The organism is Cohaesibacter marisflavi, assembly GCF_963665895.2.
In the GTDB taxonomy this organism is placed as follows: domain Bacteria; phylum Pseudomonadota; class Alphaproteobacteria; order Rhizobiales; family Cohaesibacteraceae; genus Cohaesibacter; species Cohaesibacter marisflavi.
On record NZ_OY762534.1, the window covers coordinates 4,176,109 to 4,192,757 of the forward strand.

A 16,649-nucleotide genomic window follows, 5' to 3' on the forward strand; every position below is an offset into this window, starting at 1 on the left:
TTCATTAAGGAATGGATGAAGAGGCATGTCCCTGATTGCTCTGGACCATGGAGACTTTTCCGCAACGCTCTCACCGCGGGGCGGGGCGCTCTGGTCCTTTGAGATGCGGCATCAGGGCCGGACTTTTCCGTTGCTTCAGACAAGGGGCGATGGTGCAAGCGACGGGGCAGACCTGTCGGGCTGCTTTCCTCTTGTGCCGTTTGGCAATCGCGTCAGAGGCAATGGCTTCTCGCTCGCGGGGAAGCATCATGTCTTTCTTGCCAACACGGATGATGACCCATTCTACCTGCACGGGGATGGCTGGTTGGGGGAGTGGCAAATTGTCGAGCACGCGCAAAGTCGCTGCCGGCTCTCTTTCGAAAAGCAACAGGACGCAGAGGGCACTGCGTCTCCTTATGTCTATCGGGCGACCGAGGACATTACGCTTGATGATGAGGGATTGATCCTCACACTCACTGTGACCAATCTGGGGGATGAGACCCTTCCCTTTGGGCTCGGCTGGCACCCCTTCTTTCCTTTGACTTCCCGGACCAGATTGACCGCTGGCGCCTCTCACTATTGGACTGAAGAGAGTGACCGGCTACCGGGGTCTAGAGAGGCTCTTCCTCGTGCGCTGGATTTCAATGAGGCCCAGTCTCTGCCGGATCATTGGGTGAATAACGGCTTTGAAGGATGGGATGGGTTGGCCGAAATTGCATGGCCTGACGACAATCTGATGTTGGAGATCAGGGCGAGCGATCTGTTTACGCGCTATCAGATTTTTGTGTCTGATATCTCCTTTGATCCAACCTACCAAAAGGATTTTTTCTGTTTCGAACCGATGTCCCATGCGGTGGATGCGCATAATCAGGAGGGACTGGCTGGCTTGCGTCTGCTTGAATCCGGTGAGATTCTCAGCGGATCGATGCGCCTGCAGCCTCGGATGGGCTGAGGGGCTTATGGGAAGCGCGAGGGTGGACTTGGGCCTCCTAGAAAGGGATCTTGTCCATGAGGAGAATACCGAGCGCCAACGCCATGAGAATGGAGCCGGAAAACCAATCCATTGGTTTTGGCGCGCTCAATTCGGCATAGGGGTAACGGCCATTATAGCCTCTACAGAGCATGGCATTTTCCACTCTGTGCGCCCGATCAAGGGAGCGGACCAGAAGCATGCCGATCAGGTTGCCATAGCTGGTGTAAGTGTGACGGTTTGTGCCCGGTTGAAAGGCCCTTGCCCTCATGGCCTTGTGCAGACGTGTTGCCTCCATGCGGATAACCGACACATAGCGCACTGTCATGACAAACAGGCGCACCAGACTTTCCGGCAGTTTCAGAGCATAGAGTGCTGCGCCAAGGCGGATTGGCTCTATGGGGCCAAGAAAGACCATCAAAAGCAGAACCGACGCCGAGACCTTGCAGCCGATCAATGCAGCTCTCGCCACGCCTTCCAGAGAGGCTTGCAAGGGGCCGATGCTGAAAAGGGAGGGGCCGGGTATGAGGAAGGGCATCGTGATGAAAATCAGCAACACGAAGCCTTCGACATGCATCAGCCGTCGCCATAGGCTGCGCTCGATTCTTTCGGTCGCGCCAAGAATGAGGCTCCCGATAAAGGCGAAGAAGGCCGTCTCAAGGCTCTGTAATTGGGAAAAGATACAAACCGCCAGAAAGACGACAATCAACCGAATCCGCAGGTCTTCTGGCAGCAGACTTGGTCTCATCGGCGAGACCGTGCCCATAGACCAATTCCCGCAAGCCCGATGATGAGAAAGATGCCCGAAATGATATCGGTAAAGCGCATATGGCTGTCCATTTGCTCGATGCGCTCCAGAAGCGGCTCGACCTGTCGCTGAACCGCCGCTTCGATCATCGGCTCCAGTTGAGATGTAGACGGGAGTTGGGGTTTTGCCTCTGCCGGGTTGGCAGGGGATGTTTGAAGGACGTTGTCTTGCGAGCCGGTTTGAGGGGTATGCATGCTTGTGCCACCCAAGCGGTCTGCCGCAACATGAGCGGAGGCGATATGGCCTTCCTGTGTGTTGACCGTGATGGTGATGTCAGACGAAGCGGGATTGGGAGGGGCGAAATCATAGGTCCCTTCCATGTCCGTGGTGCCTTCGGCCACTATGGCGCCGGAGGCATTTTTGGCTATCCATTTGGTCCCTTGCGCACGGCCACCGCCTATGAAAAAGGCATATCCGGCGATATGATCGCCCTTGACGGTGGCAAAGACTTTCAGTTTGTGCGCGTTGGCCGGGCTTGCGAAGAGCGCAAGGGATGCAAGGGCAATGAATAGAAACCGCATCATGAAGTCGCAGCTCCGGTTGCAAGACTCAATGCGTCGGGCTGAACGCGAGAGAGAAAGCCTACCACTGCCGCCGTGACGAAAGCTTCAGCCAGCGCCAGCGGCAGATAGGTGGCCAACAAGACGCTGGCGACGGGTGTATATTCCGGTGCCGAGAGCGCCAGCGAGAGGGCGACAAGACCTCCGGTTCCCAAGACAGACAAGGCCCCGATAAGAGCAGACAGGCCTGCCCGCATGGCGCTGGAGTGGGACGAGCGGATGATCGGGCCGATGGCCATGGCAAGGATAAAGCCGGGCAGGGCGATATTGACGGTGTTGACGCCCAATGTCGTCAGGCCGCCAAAGCCGAACAGCAAAGCCTGCAAAATGAGGGCAACCCCGACGGCGGGGAAAATGGCAATGCCAAGCATGATGCCCATAAGCCCTGACAATAAAAGATGCACACTCGACGGGCCGACGGGCACGGAAATCAGCGATGCTGTAAAAAAGGCTGCCGACAGAATGGCCGCGCGGGGAATGGCCCGATCACTCAAGCTGCGCAGCCCCAGCGTTACGCCGCCAAGGGCCACAGCAGCGCCGCCAATCAGGACCGGTGCACTGAGTATGCCGTCAGGGATATGTGCCATGGCGCTTATTTCCCGCTCATATCTGTCGTTTTTACCCACATCAGGGCGCCCAGTTCTACCGGCACGTCCTTGCCCTCTGGCGAGGACATTGGCTCATCGCCTTCGACCAGCGCGGCAAATCCCCACCAGCCTGCGCGTGGCATGGCATAGGTAAAGGTGCCGTTGGCATCGGCTTTGATCACTTGCGTAATGAAGGCATCGTTAGGGGCTGTTATAGAGGCGTCATTGATAAACTCAACCTCGATTTCGGCGAACGGTACAGGATTTCCCTCCTTTAGCACCACGCCGGAAAAGACATTGCCTGCCCACAGGCCGGTTGGACGCGTGAGCGGCTGGATTTCTACCGGCAAGCCGACGAGTTCATCCCAGCCTTCTCCGGATGCATAATTGTCCACGACGACCTTGGCGTAATGAATGATATATTTGCCTTCAGCAGGTTCCCAATAGGGCTGCGGTTCGACGTAGAAAATCGATGCCCCCGGCTCAACAAGCTCTGTTTCAAGGCTCCATGTGGTCTTTCCATCGATTTCGGATTGCTTGATCCGGGGCAACAGGTCGGTTGTTGTGCCAGCTTTGAAAACACCCATTTTGACGGGTTTTTTCATTTCCATAACCGGTCCGCCTTCAAAGGGGTGGGTGAAGACCATATCGATGTTCACTTCACCGCCTTCGGGCAGGACATCTGCGGAGGGAATGACTTCCTGAAAATGGGCCAAGGCCGGAGCGGAAAAAAGGGCAAGACAAGCGAGCGCAGCGAAGGAAGGGGCAAGAGGACGCATGGGAAAACCTTTGAGTATGAAATTTTGGATAATTGATCATACTATTGACCCTTGTTCAAGCACTTCCTGCTGCTTTTGGACAAGAGAGATAAAATCACATGCCGTATCCGCCATGATCTCCGCTCTGCAGCTGTGCCTCTAGGTCGAATAGCGGTTTTACAAACGGATCTGAATGTGTATTTATCAAATGGTTACAGCCCTGCTTGAAGCCCTTCGAGCCACGCGTGAGAAGAAACGAGATTGACATGAACAGCATGACGCGGACAACCATCACTCTGGACGCAGAATTGACAGAGGTTCTGGATCGTTTCATTGCCCGCTCGGGTGCTTCCAATCGCTCAGAGGCCATAAGAGACCTGATCCGGCGAGGGCTTGCTGCCATGCCGGCAGAAGAGCAGACAGCCAATTGTATCGCCGTTGTGTCCTGCACCGTGGATCATTCCGTTGTCGGGCTGGAGAAGAAGTTACAACGGGGGCGGCACGACAGGCACGGGCAGATTCTGTATTCCACGAGCCTGCCCATCGACCATGATCATGCCTTTGATGTGACTGTATTGCGGGGGTCTGTCGAGCAGGTGAATGATTACGCACAAGCCTTGTTTCTGGAGCGCGGGATCAAGCACGGGGCTGCCTCTCTCACTCCGGTGGATGAGGATGTGCAGCAGCATTCGCATGCCGAATCGGACCCCAAGGAGCATGTGCATCTCAAGGTGCGCGAGAGCTTCTAAATAGGCCTTTGGGTTTTTCTTTCTAGGGATTGTTCCATTTTGATGCGGGCTAATGCGTAGGGTTTTGCACGCCTTTTCTTGCACACATGATGATGAGGGTAAGGATATTTTCACGGACTGTGGATATGGACCGCTCTGTATATATGTTCTTTTAGCTATTTGATGGAATAGTTGATAGAGAAACATAAAAACAAAGCGCCAATATTGAGGCTAAACGCATGAAATGTCTAAATATACTATATAGAAGTAGTGATGATTTGGACGTTTTACTACAAATGGTTGCAGATGTGCCTCGTGACCAGATACTCATCCAGGTTTACGCCGGTGGATGCGGGCGCGACTCTCTGCAGAGCCTGCAGGCCGTTCTGGTGAATGCCTTTCCCGGCGTGGCCATTCTGGGGGCGACGACCGAAGGCGAGATACTGGGAAAGACCACCTCGCAAAATACGATTGTCCTCAGTCTGTCTGTTTTTGAAGACACCAAGGTCAAGACACTTTATGCCGATGATAGCAAGCCAGAGGCGACGCTCCGATTTGCCAAGGAGATCAGCGCTCAGGGGGCAACTGCTGCCATTCTGTTTCGCTGTGGTGCTACGGATGGCCATTTGCAGCGCAGCCTTGATTTTATTCAGGCCATCGGAGTTGAGAATCCCGGTCTTGTGCTTGCCGGAGGGCAGGCTGGCGTCGGGGATGAATATATTGATACCTTTGTCTTTACCGAGCATTTTCTTTCCAGCCATGGCTCTGTGATTGCAACCCTGGCAGGCCCCGATCTACACGCGGAAAGCCTGCGGATAGATGGTTGGGAGCAGATCGGCAGAGAAATGCAGATCACCAGAGCTGAAGGGGAGCGGGTTTATGAAATTGATGAACGCAGTGTCATCGATACCTACAAGCATTATCTCGGGGTCGATATCGATCTGGCAAAATTGCAAAATCCGACGCTGGAATTTCCCCTGACCTGTGTTCGGGACGGCATCTTGATGAAAAATGTGCCGGTTACCTATCATCCAGATGGTGCGATCGAGTTTCTGTTTCCCTTCAAGGAAGGTGAAAAGATCAAGTTCAGCTTTTGCGACATTTCCAAACTGCATCAGGATCTCAAGCAGATGCAGAGCCGCGTTGCGACCCTGAAGCCGGACGCCATCTTCTTTTTTTCCTGCTCCGGACGAAAAATGATCCTTGGCAACAAGATTTCCGATGAGACGCAGGGCTTTAGTCATCTATGCGACAGCACGGGCTTTTTTACCTCATCGGAATTCTACTCCGGAGGCAACCATTCCAGTGTTTCGCTGATCCAGAATATGACCATGCTGGTCTTGTCGGAAGGCAGTAAAAAGGAAAAACCGGTGCAATGGGGCGTGCCTGCCCAACAGCATTCCGAAGAAGAGCTGCAGTCCATCAAGACACTCAAGATTCTGACCAACCTGATCTCTGCCACGTCGCGCGAACTGGAGGAATCCAATCGGGCCTTGTATGAAATGGCGGTTCTGGACAGCATGACTGGGTTGCTCAACCGCCGTTCCTTTGATGTGATGATGAAAAGCGAGTTGCGCCGCCATGTGCGCTCTTTGGAGCCGATGTCGCTGCTTCTGATCGATATCGACTATTTCAAGCAATATAACGATCTTTATGCCATGTGGCGGGGGACGATTGTCTTGAAAAGGTTGGCGCCATTGTCCGGGATACCCTTCTGCGCACGTCAGACATGGCTTTCCGATATGGTGGAGAGGAAATGTGTTGTCTGCTGCCCGCCACTGATTTCAGCGGTGCACGCCATCTGGTTGGTCGCTTGCAAGAGAATGTGAAAGCGGCTGGAATTGCGCATGAACGCTCAGATATTTCTTCCCAACTGACCGTCAGCATTGGTTTCATGACCTATCATTTCAGGGGCAAAAGCCTGCCTGATGAAGATACGGTCATTCAGGCCTGTGACAAGATGCTTTATGCTGCAAAGCAGGGAGGCAGGAACAAGGCTGTTGGTGGAGAGCTGACCCTTTGAGTCACGCTTGACGAGGCCTGCTCCTGCTCTCTTGATGAATATTTTTTCTTATTTCGGATTGATCGGTTCAGGCTTCTTCCTGCAGCCAGACCATCATGCCCCCTTTTTGCCTGTTGGCCCACAGATGATAGGGAATGGCTGTCAATGTGGTCTCCATCATGCGCGCCTTGCTTTTTGAATAAAGCCCGTTGCCCCAGTTTGTTTCGTCTGCTGCCAAGGCATCGCATGTCAGAACTATTGCGCCGCCCAGAAGGTCTTCTGCGAATGAGGCCTTGAAAGCAGCTTCGGCGGGCAAACGCAGACGCTGGGGTGGAAAGCCCAGATCAGCTTCTTCGGCGCAATAGACAAGTGGTCCGCGCTTGATGGCAACGCGGCCAAAATCTTCCGAAACATCGGGATGGGCATAGAGCCGTACGGTGGGCATGGGCAAAATCAGTCGGATTTCATCGCCTCTCTGCCACCGGCGGGTCAGGTTGGCATAGCCCTTGATTGTGACATCTGAAAGATTGATGGCCTCTCCATTTACTTCGATGCTTGCCTTGTCGCACCAGCCGGGGATGCGCAGATGCACCGTAAAGTCCAAGGATTCGTCGAGATCAAGGCTGAGGCAGATATCGCCATCCCAGGGGTAGGCGGTTTTCTGCGTGATGCGCACAGGCCGCTCACTCAGCATAATGTCGGCTTTACCGGCGGCGTAGAGATGAACGGCCACTGCGTCGTCGGTGCTGCTATAGACATACCCTCCCAGCGAGGCGATGAAGCGGGCGATATTGGTGGGACAACAGGGGCAGTAGTGCCATTTCCAGCGCCGGTGCTGGCCATGGCTTTCGAGCACATTCTCGTAGAAATAATGCTCCCCATCCCGCGCGATGCCAGATAGGGCGCCATTATAGGCGATCAGCTCGAGGATATCGGTATAGCGGGAATCAAGATCAATCTGGGCCATGCGGCTCACCCAGAAACCTAGGGCGATGGCCGCGCATGTTTCCGCATAGGCGGTTTCGTTGGGTAGATCAAAATCCCGCGTAAAGCCTTCATTGTCGCCCGAAGAGCCGATGCCACCTGTGACATAGAGCAGCTTGGATGTCATGTGCGCAAACAACTTTTCCAGCGCGATCCAGAGTGTGGGGTCTTTGGTTTCGAAGGCCAGATCAGCCATGGCGCTGAAGAGATAGGTGGCACGCACAGCGTGACCTTCCACTTCTTCCTGCGCGCGCACGGGTTTGTGCGCCTGAGAATAGGCATAGGTCTTGTAGACATAGTCATCGGGATTTTCGCCGCGTTTACGGGCTTCTTCATCAAAATAGGATGGCATCTGCCCGCGCTCATCGACGAAATAACGGGCCAGTTGCAGATGTCTGTCCTCTCCGGTCAGCCGATAAAGTTTCATCAATGCCAATTCCACTTCGGCATGGGCGTCATAGCCCTTGAGCTTGCCATCTTCGGTGCCAAATTGGGTGATGATGTGATCCACGGCCTTGAGCATGATGTCCAGAAAGGCCCGTTTGTCGGTGGCCTCAAAATAGGCGATCGCTCCCTCAAGCAGATGTCCCATCGAATACATTTCATGCAGGTCGCGCAGGTTGGTCCAGCGCTTTTCCGGCTCGCGGCGGATAAACCATGAATTGAGATAGCCATCGGGCATCTGGCCTTCGCTTAGCTTTGCGACAATATCATCTATTTTGGCTTCGATGTCGGGATTGCGCTGATATTTGAGCATGTAGCTGGCCGCTTCGATCCATTTGCCAAAGTCGCTATCGAAAAAATGCTGCATCGACAGGCCTGAAGGCTGGATGGGGCGGGCGAGGGGCGCTGGAGGGCTCTTGAAGTCGAGAACCTCGAGGAATTTCTCTTCTTCAAGACGCTTATATTGGGTCGGGATAGTGATATCACGCACTATATCTTGCCAGCTCTTCCAGAAGCCTTCGGTGAAATGCACATGAGCATGATCTATCGGTTGGAAGCGTTTGGCCTGGCGGGAGAAAGGGGCGTCCATATCCGGGCTGTCTTGTTTCATGAGAACATTCCTTCGCAGTCATCTGGTTCCTGTGCATCGTGCCGTTCAGCTTAGCGCAGAACAGAATTATGTCTACACGCTGTCGACAATTAGTATTCAATGCGTTGTAATTGGAGAGAAGTGGGCGGCTGGTGGTCTCTGCCAGACCCGCGAAAAGCTTTGAGACAGTCGCGTTAACCTGATGAAATTTAGACCTAAATGAGGGCTGGAAAACTCTCTGAGATCTGACATCAAGAGCTGGGACAACCAGTGCCAGACACAGCATTTCAGGGCGTGGTTGGTCGTAAAAGTCACAAAATACTGCATTTGAGAGGGTTAAAGAGGACAAGTTATCCCCAGTTTCCTTCTCTTCAAATTGGTCAGACCTATTACCAAAGAGAATTGCATTGAAAGACAGGAAAAAGCGCGTCGCGGGGTTGAAGCCGCTTCCCCAGCAGGGGCGTAGCGAGCAGGTGATCAAGGCTTTGGCCAAGTTCATCACACGGCAAAAGATGGTGCCGGGTGATCGCTTGCCGCCTGAGCGGGATCTGGCCGAGGCGTTGGGCGTGGCGCGAACCAGCGTGCGGGAAGCGGTCAGCCAATTGGCAGCTCTGGGCATCTTGGAACCACGCATCGGCTCGGGCACGTTTTTACTGCGTAAGATTACATCCGATACCGTTTATATGCCGCTTTCTCTGGATACTGATGGGCTTGAAGACCTGCTGCTGAAGGCGCTGGAAGTGCGACGCGGTATCGAGGTGGAAGCGTCGATCGCGGCCGCCAAGCGGCGCACCGAAGAAGACATCGAGCGGATGGAAGCCGCGCTTATCCATATGGAAAGCCTGTTCAAGCCCGAAGGGGGCAGCGGCCCGGCGGATCTTGCATTTCACCTGTCCATTTATGATGCCGCTCATAACCCGCTGTTTCGCCAGCTTCTGGAGCAATTTCGCGATCTGTTCGAGCGCTTCTGGACACGTCCCTATGGGCGGCCGGACTTTGCCTCCAATTCCTTTCCCTATCACCGGACCCTTTTTGAAGCGATCCGTGATCAAGATCCTCACAGAGCCGAACAGGAGACCCGAAAGCTCCTCAATTCGGTAGAAGACGACATCAGGATGATGAAACCATGACCTCATGCGTGGAACGGGCACAGTTGATCCTTGCCCATGACGAGCATAATCCGCAGGACGCTGTTGTTCCGCCCATTGTGCAGACTTCTCTCTTCACCTTTAGCAGCTATGAAGAGATGGTGGCCACCTACAGAGGAGATCTTGAGCGACCGGTCTATAGTCGCGGTCTCAATCCCACGGTTCGGGCGCTTGAAGAGAAGATTGCCTCTCTGGAAATGGCCGATGATGCGATTGCCTTTGCCTCAGGCATGGCTGCCATTTCGGCATCCATTCTCTCGAATGTGGCTCCGGGGGACAGAATCGTGGTGGTGCGTAATGTCTATCCGGATGCCTTCCGCCTGTTCGGAACCTACATCAAGCGCATGCAAATCGAAGTGACCTATGTTGATGGCACAGATCATGCTGCCGTGGAGGCAGCTCTTGTTGGTGCGCGGCTGTTCTATATAGAAAGCCCGACAAGCTGGGTGATGGAAGCGCTGGATGTGGGTGCTCTTGCGGCTATGGCCAAAAAGCAAGGCGTGTTCAGCGTGATTGACAATAGCTGGGCCACGCCGATCTTTCAGAACCCGCTCGAGCTGGGCGTTGATCTGGTGGTGCATTCCGCTTCGAAATATATCGGCGGGCACAGCGATGTGGTTGCTGGTGTCGTTGCTGGATCGAAAGAGACTATCGCTCGCATTCGGGGTGAGATCTATCCCTATCTGGGCGGGCGCATTGCGCCCATGGATGCGTGGTTGCTGCTTCGCGGTCTGCGCACTTTGCCGCAACGCGTAATAGCCCATCAGGAAAGTGCGCTAGAGCTCGCTCGCCGCCTGTGTGAGAGGGATGAGGTGGTCAAGGTCTATCATCCCGGCCTTGCGCCTCTGCCTTACGGGCTGAAGGGAACAACGGGCCTCTTTTCCATTTTGCTGGCGGATCATGTCGACATGCGTAGCTTCTGCAACGCACTCGAGCTGTTCAAGCTTGGTGTCAGCTGGGGTGGGCATGAAAGCCTCATTGTGCCGGGTGATGTCGGGCTGCAACAGAAATCGGAACCCAATTCGGCGCGCGCCTTCGGGCAATCGCCACAATCGGTGCGTCTGCATGTCGGTCTGGAAGGAACCGAGGCTCTCTGGCGCGACCTTTCGGAGGCACTGGAGACTGCTTCCAAATCCTGAATCTATCTCCCTTGGTAAAAATGCCGAGAGAAACGGCGGGATTTCAACTTTGCCTCTATCATATGTCGACAATTATAATACAAAATATTGACGTATGATTATTCAATGATAATACTATGAAAATACAAATTATAAAAACACACCTTTCCATCGATCATCTTCAGAGGAGAAACTGATGTCTCAGTTCAAAATGAAGACTTGTGGCCTGTCGGGCACCATCGCCCGGACACTGCTCTGTGGTGTTGCTGCCGCAGCTACGCTTTCTATTGGTCTTGACGCCAATGCTGCCCCTCAAAAGGGCGGCACGCTCAAGGTTGTCGGCACTGCCGACATTGACCGGTTTGATCCCACCAGCGCCGGTCTGGTTACCACCAACAACTTTCTGCGCCCGACCCAGCGTACGCTGATCAGCTATGACTCTTCAACGGACGAAACGGTGCGAATCACGCCGGTTGGCGATCTGGCAACCGAAGTGCCTCAACCAAGCGCAGACGGCCTTTCCTACACGTTCACAATCCGTGATGGAGCCACCTGGAACACACCTGATGGTGCCCGTCAGATCTCGTCGGAAGATGTCGAGCGCGGTATCAAACGCATGTGCAATCCGGCGCTTGGGTCTTTTGCCCTGACATATTACACCTCGCTCATCGAGGGGATGGACAGCTTCTGCGAAGGCTTCTCCAAGGTCGACCCGACTGTCGACGCCATGAAGGCCTATATTCAGGAAAATGATATCTCCGGCATCACCGAAGAAGATGACAAGACCGTCACCTTCAAGTTGAAGGAAGAAGCGGGCGATTTCATTTATATGCTGTCTCTGCCAAGCGCCACACCGGCGCCGGTGGAAGTGCTCGACTATATGCCGGATAGCCCGGATTATCGCGACAATTATATCGCGTCCGGCCCTTACACCCCGACCGATTATGTGCCCGATAGCAAGCTGGTGCTGGAGCGCAATCCGTCATGGAATGCTGAAAGCGACCCACTGCGCGCAGCCTATGTCGACAAGATTGACATCACCTTCGGTTTGCAGGCTGATGCTGCCATTCAGCAGCTTCAGGCAGGTGACGCCGATGTGGTTTGGGACATCATTATTCCGCCAGCTATTCTGCAGATGCTGACGATGACCGGTGATGAAAAGCTCTCCACCATGGGTGTTGGCCGTACGTCCTTCATCTTCATCAATACGGTATCCGGCAATAATGATGGAGCCCTCAAGGACCTCAAGGTCCGTCAGGCTCTCAACTATGCTGTCGACAGGGCAGCCATTGTCCAGCAGATGGGCGGACCGGCTGTGGCTGCTCCTCAGCATGGTATCTTCGGCCCGGGTGTGTTGGGCTATCATGACTTTGATCTCTATCCTTCTGAAGAGTCCAAGGGCGATCCGGAAAAGGCCAAAGCCCTGCTCGCTGAAGCCGGATATCCCGATGGCATCACCCTCAAGATGCCCTACCGCAACTCGGGCATTCTACCTGCTGTCGCCCAGACCGTTCAGGCTGCCATGGCGAAAGCCGGTATCACATTGGAACTGACGCCTGTCGCTCCGGCTGACTATTATTCCAAATTCATGACCAACCAGCGCAACACCGAGGAAGGCACCTGGGATATTGCTCCGGTTGGCTGGTCTCCGGACTGGGTTGGCGGGGCTGCCCGTTCTGTCTTCCAGCCACAATTCACCTATGACGGCAACCACCAGACCTACAATTACACCGACTATAACAATGCGGATGCAACGGCTCTGGCGAAAAAGGCCATCAATGCGACCACGCCGGAAGAGACAGCCAAATTGTGGGGTGAAGTGGACGAAATGGTCATGAAGGACGCTCCGGTCGTTCCCATGGTTAGCGAAAATATCGTCCTGTATCACGGCGAAGCGGTTCAGAATTTCCAGCCATATGCGCTGAGTGCGCAGGGTGACTACACCAACGTGTGGCTGGATCGCTAAGGCGTTTCCTTTCTTCATCAAGGATGATCCGGCTGCTGTCCTTGCGGCCGGATCATCCGCGCTGTTCAAGTCTGCCGTCTGTTGCTGGCGGTAGGCCTTGATGCCTTGCTTCAGGATCAATCCAACAGACGAACGGAAAGCTGCCGGTCATGCCGTTAATCGAAGCGCACAATGTTACGATCCGAATTCCCACCGAGGACGGGGTCATCTATGCTGCCAATTCCATTTCCTTCTCGGTGGAAGCCGGAGAGGTTTTTGGCATTGCGGGGGAATCCGGCTCTGGCAAGAGCGTGCTGATGCAGGCAATTACGGGTCTGTTGCCCGGAGCCGAAATTACGGGGGAGGTGCTGTTTCAGGGGCAGGATCTTTTGAAAATGTCGCAAAAGGAGCTGCAGGACCTGAGAGGCTCCCATATCGGCATGGTCTTTCAGGATCCCCTCTCCAGCTTGCACCCCTACTTCACCATCGGGTCGCAGATCACCGAGATGATCCATACCCACCGCAAGATCAGCGCCGAAGAAGCGCGCGCACTTACGGTGGACATGCTCGAAAAGGTTGGCATTGAGGATGCAGAGAGCCGGTTTGATGATTATCCGCACCAGTTTTCCGGTGGTATGCGCCAGCGCGTGATGATTGCCATGGCGCTTGTGTTGCATCCGCCGTTGATCATCGCAGATGAACCCACGACCGCCCTCGATGTGACGGTTCAGGTGCAGATCATGGATCTGCTTGATGAGATGCGCCGCACCTTTGGCACAACGGTCATCATGATTACCCATGATTTGGGGCTGCTCGCCAATATCGCCGATCATGCCATGGTGATGTATGCGGGTACGCGCCTTGAAATTGGCGCAACTGAAAGTCTGTTTTCCAATCCGGCCCACCCCTATACGCTGGGTCTGCTCAAATCATCGCCCTCATCGCAGGAGACCGGCGGCAAAAGTCTGGAGCCGATCCAGGGCAACCCGCCAAGCCTGCTTGATCGACCCAGGGGCTGCATTTTCGCCGAGCGCTGCCCTCAGGTTCAGAACCAATGCCGCAGCGCGCGCCCGCCTCTGCAAAAATATGATGACGGGGCCGAAGCGCTTTGCCATTTCAGCGCTCACGATACGCAGGCCATGACCGTAGACACAGGCCTGCAAAAGTCAGCCAGCAAGCGGCCGATTGTTGTGGATGTGCAGGATGTGAGGCTCACCTTCCATGCCAAGAGCATGTTTGGCAAAAAGCGTAGCACCGAGGTGCTCAAGGGCATCAATCTGCAGATTCACAAGGGGGAAACCTTTGGCCTTGTTGGAGAATCCGGCTGTGGTAAATCCACCCTTGCCCGCGTGATTGCGGGCCTCATTCCGGCCAGTGCTGGCGAAGTGACACTGGACGGGGTGCCCATTCTATCTGTCACCGGACAACGTTGGCGGCAAATGCGGCGCCATGTGCAGCTGGTGTTTCAGGATCCGGTCGGCTCGCTCAATCCGCGGCGGCGCATTGGCGCGATCATTGGCGATCCGTTTCGCATTCACGATGTTGCCCATGGGGCCGAGCAGAAAAAGAAGGTTCAGGAGCTGATGGAAATGGTCGGGCTGAACCCCGAGCATTATAACCGCTTCCCTTCGGAATTTTCCGGCGGTCAGCGCCAGCGCATCGGCATTGCACGGGCTTTGGCCCTCAAGCCGTCTCTCATCATCTTTGATGAGCCTGTCTCGGCGCTTGATGTTTCCATTCAGGCCCAGATTCTCAATCTCATGCAAGAGCTGCAAAGAGACCTCAACCTGACCTATCTCTTTATCAGCCACGACTTGTCTGTCGTGCGCCATGTCTGTGACAAGATCGCAGTGATGGATGCGGGCCAGATTGTGGAGTTGAACCAGTCCGACAAGCTTTTTGCCGAGCCGACCCATCCCTTCACCCGAAAATTGCTGGACGCCATTCAGGATCCGCCACCCTTGCAGGAGAGTAGCGCCAGAAAACTGGTTGAGACCGAGCCGGCGGCGGCAGTGTTCGATGGTGCCGTGATGGAGGCCTCCCTATGACGCAGATCAATGAGACCAAGCCAGTTGAAACCAACGCTTCCAAAGCCTCTGAAAAGGTGGTGCTGCGGAGCTCCTTTGCTCTGACAATGCGCAGGATCCTCAAAGATCCAGCCCTGCTGACAGCCGTTGTCTTCATTGTCATTCTGTCCCTTATTGCCATTTTCTCCCCTCTGGTTGCTTATTGGACCGGCCATGACCCAAATGCCCAGTTCCGCGAAACGGGCATGTCGCCCTTCGGCTTGCCGGTTGGTCCCAACGGGGAATTCTTGCTGGGGGCGGATCAATTGGGGCGCGATGTTCTGGTTCGCCTGGCCTATGGTGCGCGTATTTCTCTCGCGGTCGGGGTTCTAGCCGCCTTTGCGTCGGCGGTGATCGGGATCACAATCGGGATGATTTCAGGCTTTTTCGGCGGCTGGGTCGATGTTGTGCTTGGCCGTGTGATGGATCTGGTGATGAGCGTACCGTTCCTGCTCTGCGCTCTTGCGCTGGTGTCGGTCTTCGGGCCCTCGCTGACCCTGTCTATCGGCGTGATCGTCTTTTTCAGTTGGACAACAATGGGGCGTGTGATCCGGGCCGAAACTGCTTCGCTCACCAAACGGGAGTTCATCGAGGCTAGTCGTAGTCTGGGCGCCAGCCCGCTGTCGATCCTCTTGCGCGATATCCTGCCCAATCTGTCGGTGCCGATTATTGTCTATACCACCATGATGATCCCCAGCTCGATCGTTTTTGAAGCAACGTTGAGCTTTTTGGGGCTTGGTATCACGCCGCCCACAGCGAGCTGGGGCGGCATGCTTGCCGACGCCGGGGCCAACTCGGTTTATCTGGTTGCCTGGTGGCTTGTTGTGTTCCCCGGTCTGGCGCTGCTCATGTCGACGCTGGCCTTCAATATTCTGGGTGATGGGCTGCGCGATGCGCTTGATCCAAAGGGGCGTCGCATCAAACCACGCAAGAAAAAGGGAAATACCCTGTTTGGCTGGTTGGCCAAGGGGAAGGCGTCTGAGGGAGGCACGCACCAATGATCCGATATTTTATGCAACGCTTGCTGTTTGCCTGTCTGGTGCTGGTTTCCTTGTCCGTGTTTGTCTTCTTCCTGTTTTTTGTCGCGCCGGGCGATCCGGCCCGAGTGGTGGCAGGCGACAAGGCAACAGAAGCCCAGCTTGAGCAGATCCGAGAAAATCTGGGTCTGGACCGACCGATCATCGTGCAATATGGCAGCTTCGTCAGCAAAGCCATTCAAGGGGATCTTGGCTATTCCTATCGCAATCAGCAGCCGGTTCTGGATCTCATCACCCGCCGTATTCAGGCGACCGTGTCCCTTGTGATCGGCGGGGTGATTGTCTGGCTGGCTATCGGCATTCCCATAGGGGTCATGTCGGCGCGCAATGCAGGCAGCAAAAAGGACAGGCTCGGGCAGACTTTCATTCTGATCGGGCTCAGTTTTCCCACCTTCGTGCTCGGCATGTTGTCGCTTTACTGTCTCTATTTTCTGCCGCGAAAAGCGGGCTTCATGCTCTTCCCTGCGGGCGGCTACAAGCCTTTTCTTGATAACCCTGCCGACTGGGCCTGGCACTTGGTGTTGCCCTGGACCACGCTGGCGCTGGTAACGGCTGCCATCTATGCGCGTCTGACGCGCGGCCAGCTTTTGCAGGTTTTGGGCGAGGACTATATTCGCACCGCCCGCGCCAAGGGGATCTCTGAAGGCAAGGTCATCTACAAACATGCCATGCGGGCCACTCTCACACCGCTGATTACCCAGTTGGGAGCAGATATCGCCTTTCTGCTTGGTGGTTCCATCGTCATTGAACAGGTTTACGGCTTGCAAGGCGTGGGGGCGTTGGCTGTGCAGGCGGTGGCTAATCAGGACCGGCCCATCATCATCGGTGTGGTGATGCTGGGTGGTTTGTTCATCGTGATGGCCAATATCATCGTTGACCTTCTCTACACCCTGCTGGACCCGCGCATGCGGTAGCCCTTCGGGGGG

At 54.9% G+C, this 16,649-nt stretch carries 13 protein-coding genes and 1 pseudogene; 9 read left to right on the top strand and 5 right to left on the bottom strand.

What is annotated here, in order from left to right:
- The first annotated feature begins 25 nt into the window (after nucleotides 1-25).
- Complete coding sequence (locus ACKPCT_RS19625; RefSeq protein ID WP_319567721.1) at nucleotides 26-931, top strand: aldose 1-epimerase; 906 nt, start codon at nucleotides 26-28, stop codon at nucleotides 929-931.
- A 37-nt stretch (nucleotides 932-968) separates the two neighbouring features.
- Here ACKPCT_RS19625 and cbiQ read toward each other — a convergent pair whose 3' ends face one another.
- Genes cbiQ through ACKPCT_RS19645 form a run of 4 tightly spaced genes read right to left on the bottom strand, consistent with a single transcriptional unit; the run spans nucleotide 969 to nucleotide 3,683 of the window.
- Nucleotides 969-1,697, bottom strand: a complete 729-nt coding sequence (gene cbiQ, locus ACKPCT_RS19630; protein ID WP_090075102.1) for a cobalt ECF transporter T component CbiQ — start codon at nucleotides 1,695-1,697, stop codon at nucleotides 969-971.
- The gene (locus tag ACKPCT_RS19635) at nucleotides 1,694-2,281 is read right to left on the bottom strand and encodes a cobalamin biosynthesis protein CbiL (RefSeq protein WP_319567722.1); all 588 of its coding nucleotides are present in this window, start codon (nucleotides 2,279-2,281) and stop codon (nucleotides 1,694-1,696) included. The genes cbiQ and ACKPCT_RS19635 overlap by 4 nt, the downstream gene beginning before the upstream one ends.
- Entirely contained in the window at nucleotides 2,278-2,904 is a 627-nt protein-coding gene (gene cbiM / locus ACKPCT_RS19640) for a cobalt transporter CbiM (RefSeq protein WP_319567723.1), read from the bottom strand. Before cbiM ends, ACKPCT_RS19635 begins: the two co-directional genes overlap by 4 nt.
- Before the next feature lie 5 nt (nucleotides 2,905-2,909).
- Nucleotides 2,910-3,683: a DUF4198 domain-containing protein gene (locus ACKPCT_RS19645; RefSeq protein ID WP_090075049.1), complete on the bottom strand. Its 774-nt coding sequence runs from the start codon at nucleotides 3,681-3,683 to the stop codon at nucleotides 2,910-2,912.
- Between the two features lie 245 nt (nucleotides 3,684-3,928).
- On the opposite strand from ACKPCT_RS19645, the gene nikR reads away from it, so the two are divergent.
- Nucleotides 3,929-4,411: a nickel-responsive transcriptional regulator NikR gene (nikR, locus tag ACKPCT_RS19650; RefSeq protein WP_244544794.1), complete on the top strand. Its 483-nt coding sequence runs from the start codon at nucleotides 3,929-3,931 to the stop codon at nucleotides 4,409-4,411.
- Nucleotides 4,412-4,686: 275 nt separating this feature from the next.
- Nucleotides 4,687-6,413 (top strand): annotated as a pseudogene (locus tag ACKPCT_RS19655) (sensor domain-containing diguanylate cyclase).
- Between the two features lie 67 nt (nucleotides 6,414-6,480).
- Here ACKPCT_RS19655 and ACKPCT_RS19660 read toward each other — a convergent pair.
- Nucleotides 6,481-8,430 carry a glycoside hydrolase family 127 protein gene (locus tag ACKPCT_RS19660; protein WP_319567724.1) on the bottom strand — a complete coding sequence of 650 codons (1,950 nt, stop codon included), beginning with the start codon at nucleotides 8,428-8,430 and terminating at the stop codon, nucleotides 6,481-6,483.
- Nucleotides 8,431-8,810: 380 nt separating this feature from the next.
- Between ACKPCT_RS19660 and ACKPCT_RS19665 the strand changes: the two genes are divergently transcribed.
- The 6 genes from ACKPCT_RS19665 (at nucleotide 8,811) to ACKPCT_RS19690 (ending at nucleotide 16,637) form a co-directional block, all read left to right on the top strand.
- The gene (locus tag ACKPCT_RS19665) at nucleotides 8,811-9,539 is read left to right on the top strand and encodes a FadR/GntR family transcriptional regulator (RefSeq protein ID WP_090075046.1); all 729 of its coding nucleotides are present in this window, start codon (nucleotides 8,811-8,813) and stop codon (nucleotides 9,537-9,539) included.
- Nucleotides 9,536-10,696 (top strand): PLP-dependent transferase, encoded by a 1,161-nt coding sequence (locus tag ACKPCT_RS19670; RefSeq protein ID WP_319567725.1) that lies wholly within the window; start codon nucleotides 9,536-9,538, stop codon nucleotides 10,694-10,696. The genes ACKPCT_RS19665 and ACKPCT_RS19670 overlap by 4 nt, the downstream gene beginning before the upstream one ends.
- 175 nt (nucleotides 10,697-10,871) lie before the next feature.
- The gene (locus ACKPCT_RS19675; protein ID WP_244544792.1) at nucleotides 10,872-12,641 is read left to right on the top strand and encodes an ABC transporter substrate-binding protein; all 1,770 of its coding nucleotides are present in this window, start codon (nucleotides 10,872-10,874) and stop codon (nucleotides 12,639-12,641) included.
- Between the two features lie 149 nt (nucleotides 12,642-12,790).
- Nucleotides 12,791-14,668, top strand: coding sequence for an ABC transporter ATP-binding protein (locus tag ACKPCT_RS19680; protein WP_319567726.1), 1,878 nt, complete (start codon nucleotides 12,791-12,793; stop codon nucleotides 14,666-14,668).
- Nucleotides 14,665-15,687 (top strand): ABC transporter permease, encoded by a 1,023-nt coding sequence (locus tag ACKPCT_RS19685; RefSeq protein WP_319567727.1) that lies wholly within the window; start codon nucleotides 14,665-14,667, stop codon nucleotides 15,685-15,687. The genes ACKPCT_RS19680 and ACKPCT_RS19685 overlap by 4 nt, the downstream gene beginning before the upstream one ends.
- A complete protein-coding gene (locus tag ACKPCT_RS19690) occupies nucleotides 15,684-16,637 on the top strand; it encodes an ABC transporter permease (protein WP_319567728.1) in 954 nt (317 codons plus the stop codon). Before ACKPCT_RS19685 ends, ACKPCT_RS19690 begins: the two co-directional genes overlap by 4 nt.
- The last annotated feature ends 12 nt before the right edge of the window (nucleotides 16,638-16,649 follow it).

Coding starts and splice junctions, on each gene's coding strand:
- ACKPCT_RS19685 (WP_319567727.1), top strand. CDS start 14,665: ATGACGCAGATCAATGAGACCAAGCCAGTTGAAACCAACGCTTCCAAA.
- ACKPCT_RS19690 (WP_319567728.1), top strand. CDS start 15,684: ATGATCCGATATTTTATGCAACGCTTGCTGTTTGCCTGTCTGGTGCTG.
- ACKPCT_RS19625 (WP_319567721.1), top strand. CDS start 26: ATGTCCCTGATTGCTCTGGACCATGGAGACTTTTCCGCAACGCTCTCA.
- cbiM (WP_319567723.1), bottom strand. CDS start 2,904: ATGGCACATATCCCTGACGGCATACTCAGTGCACCGGTCCTGATTGGC.
- ACKPCT_RS19645 (WP_090075049.1), bottom strand. CDS start 3,683: ATGCGTCCTCTTGCCCCTTCCTTCGCTGCGCTCGCTTGTCTTGCCCTT.
- ACKPCT_RS19635 (WP_319567722.1), bottom strand. CDS start 2,281: ATGATGCGGTTTCTATTCATTGCCCTTGCATCCCTTGCGCTCTTCGCA.
- ACKPCT_RS19670 (WP_319567725.1), top strand. CDS start 9,536: ATGACCTCATGCGTGGAACGGGCACAGTTGATCCTTGCCCATGACGAG.
- ACKPCT_RS19675 (WP_244544792.1), top strand. CDS start 10,872: ATGTCTCAGTTCAAAATGAAGACTTGTGGCCTGTCGGGCACCATCGCC.
- nikR (WP_244544794.1), top strand. CDS start 3,929: ATGAACAGCATGACGCGGACAACCATCACTCTGGACGCAGAATTGACA.
- ACKPCT_RS19660 (WP_319567724.1), bottom strand. CDS start 8,430: ATGAAACAAGACAGCCCGGATATGGACGCCCCTTTCTCCCGCCAGGCC.
- ACKPCT_RS19680 (WP_319567726.1), top strand. CDS start 12,791: ATGCCGTTAATCGAAGCGCACAATGTTACGATCCGAATTCCCACCGAG.
- cbiQ (WP_090075102.1), bottom strand. CDS start 1,697: ATGAGACCAAGTCTGCTGCCAGAAGACCTGCGGATTCGGTTGATTGTC.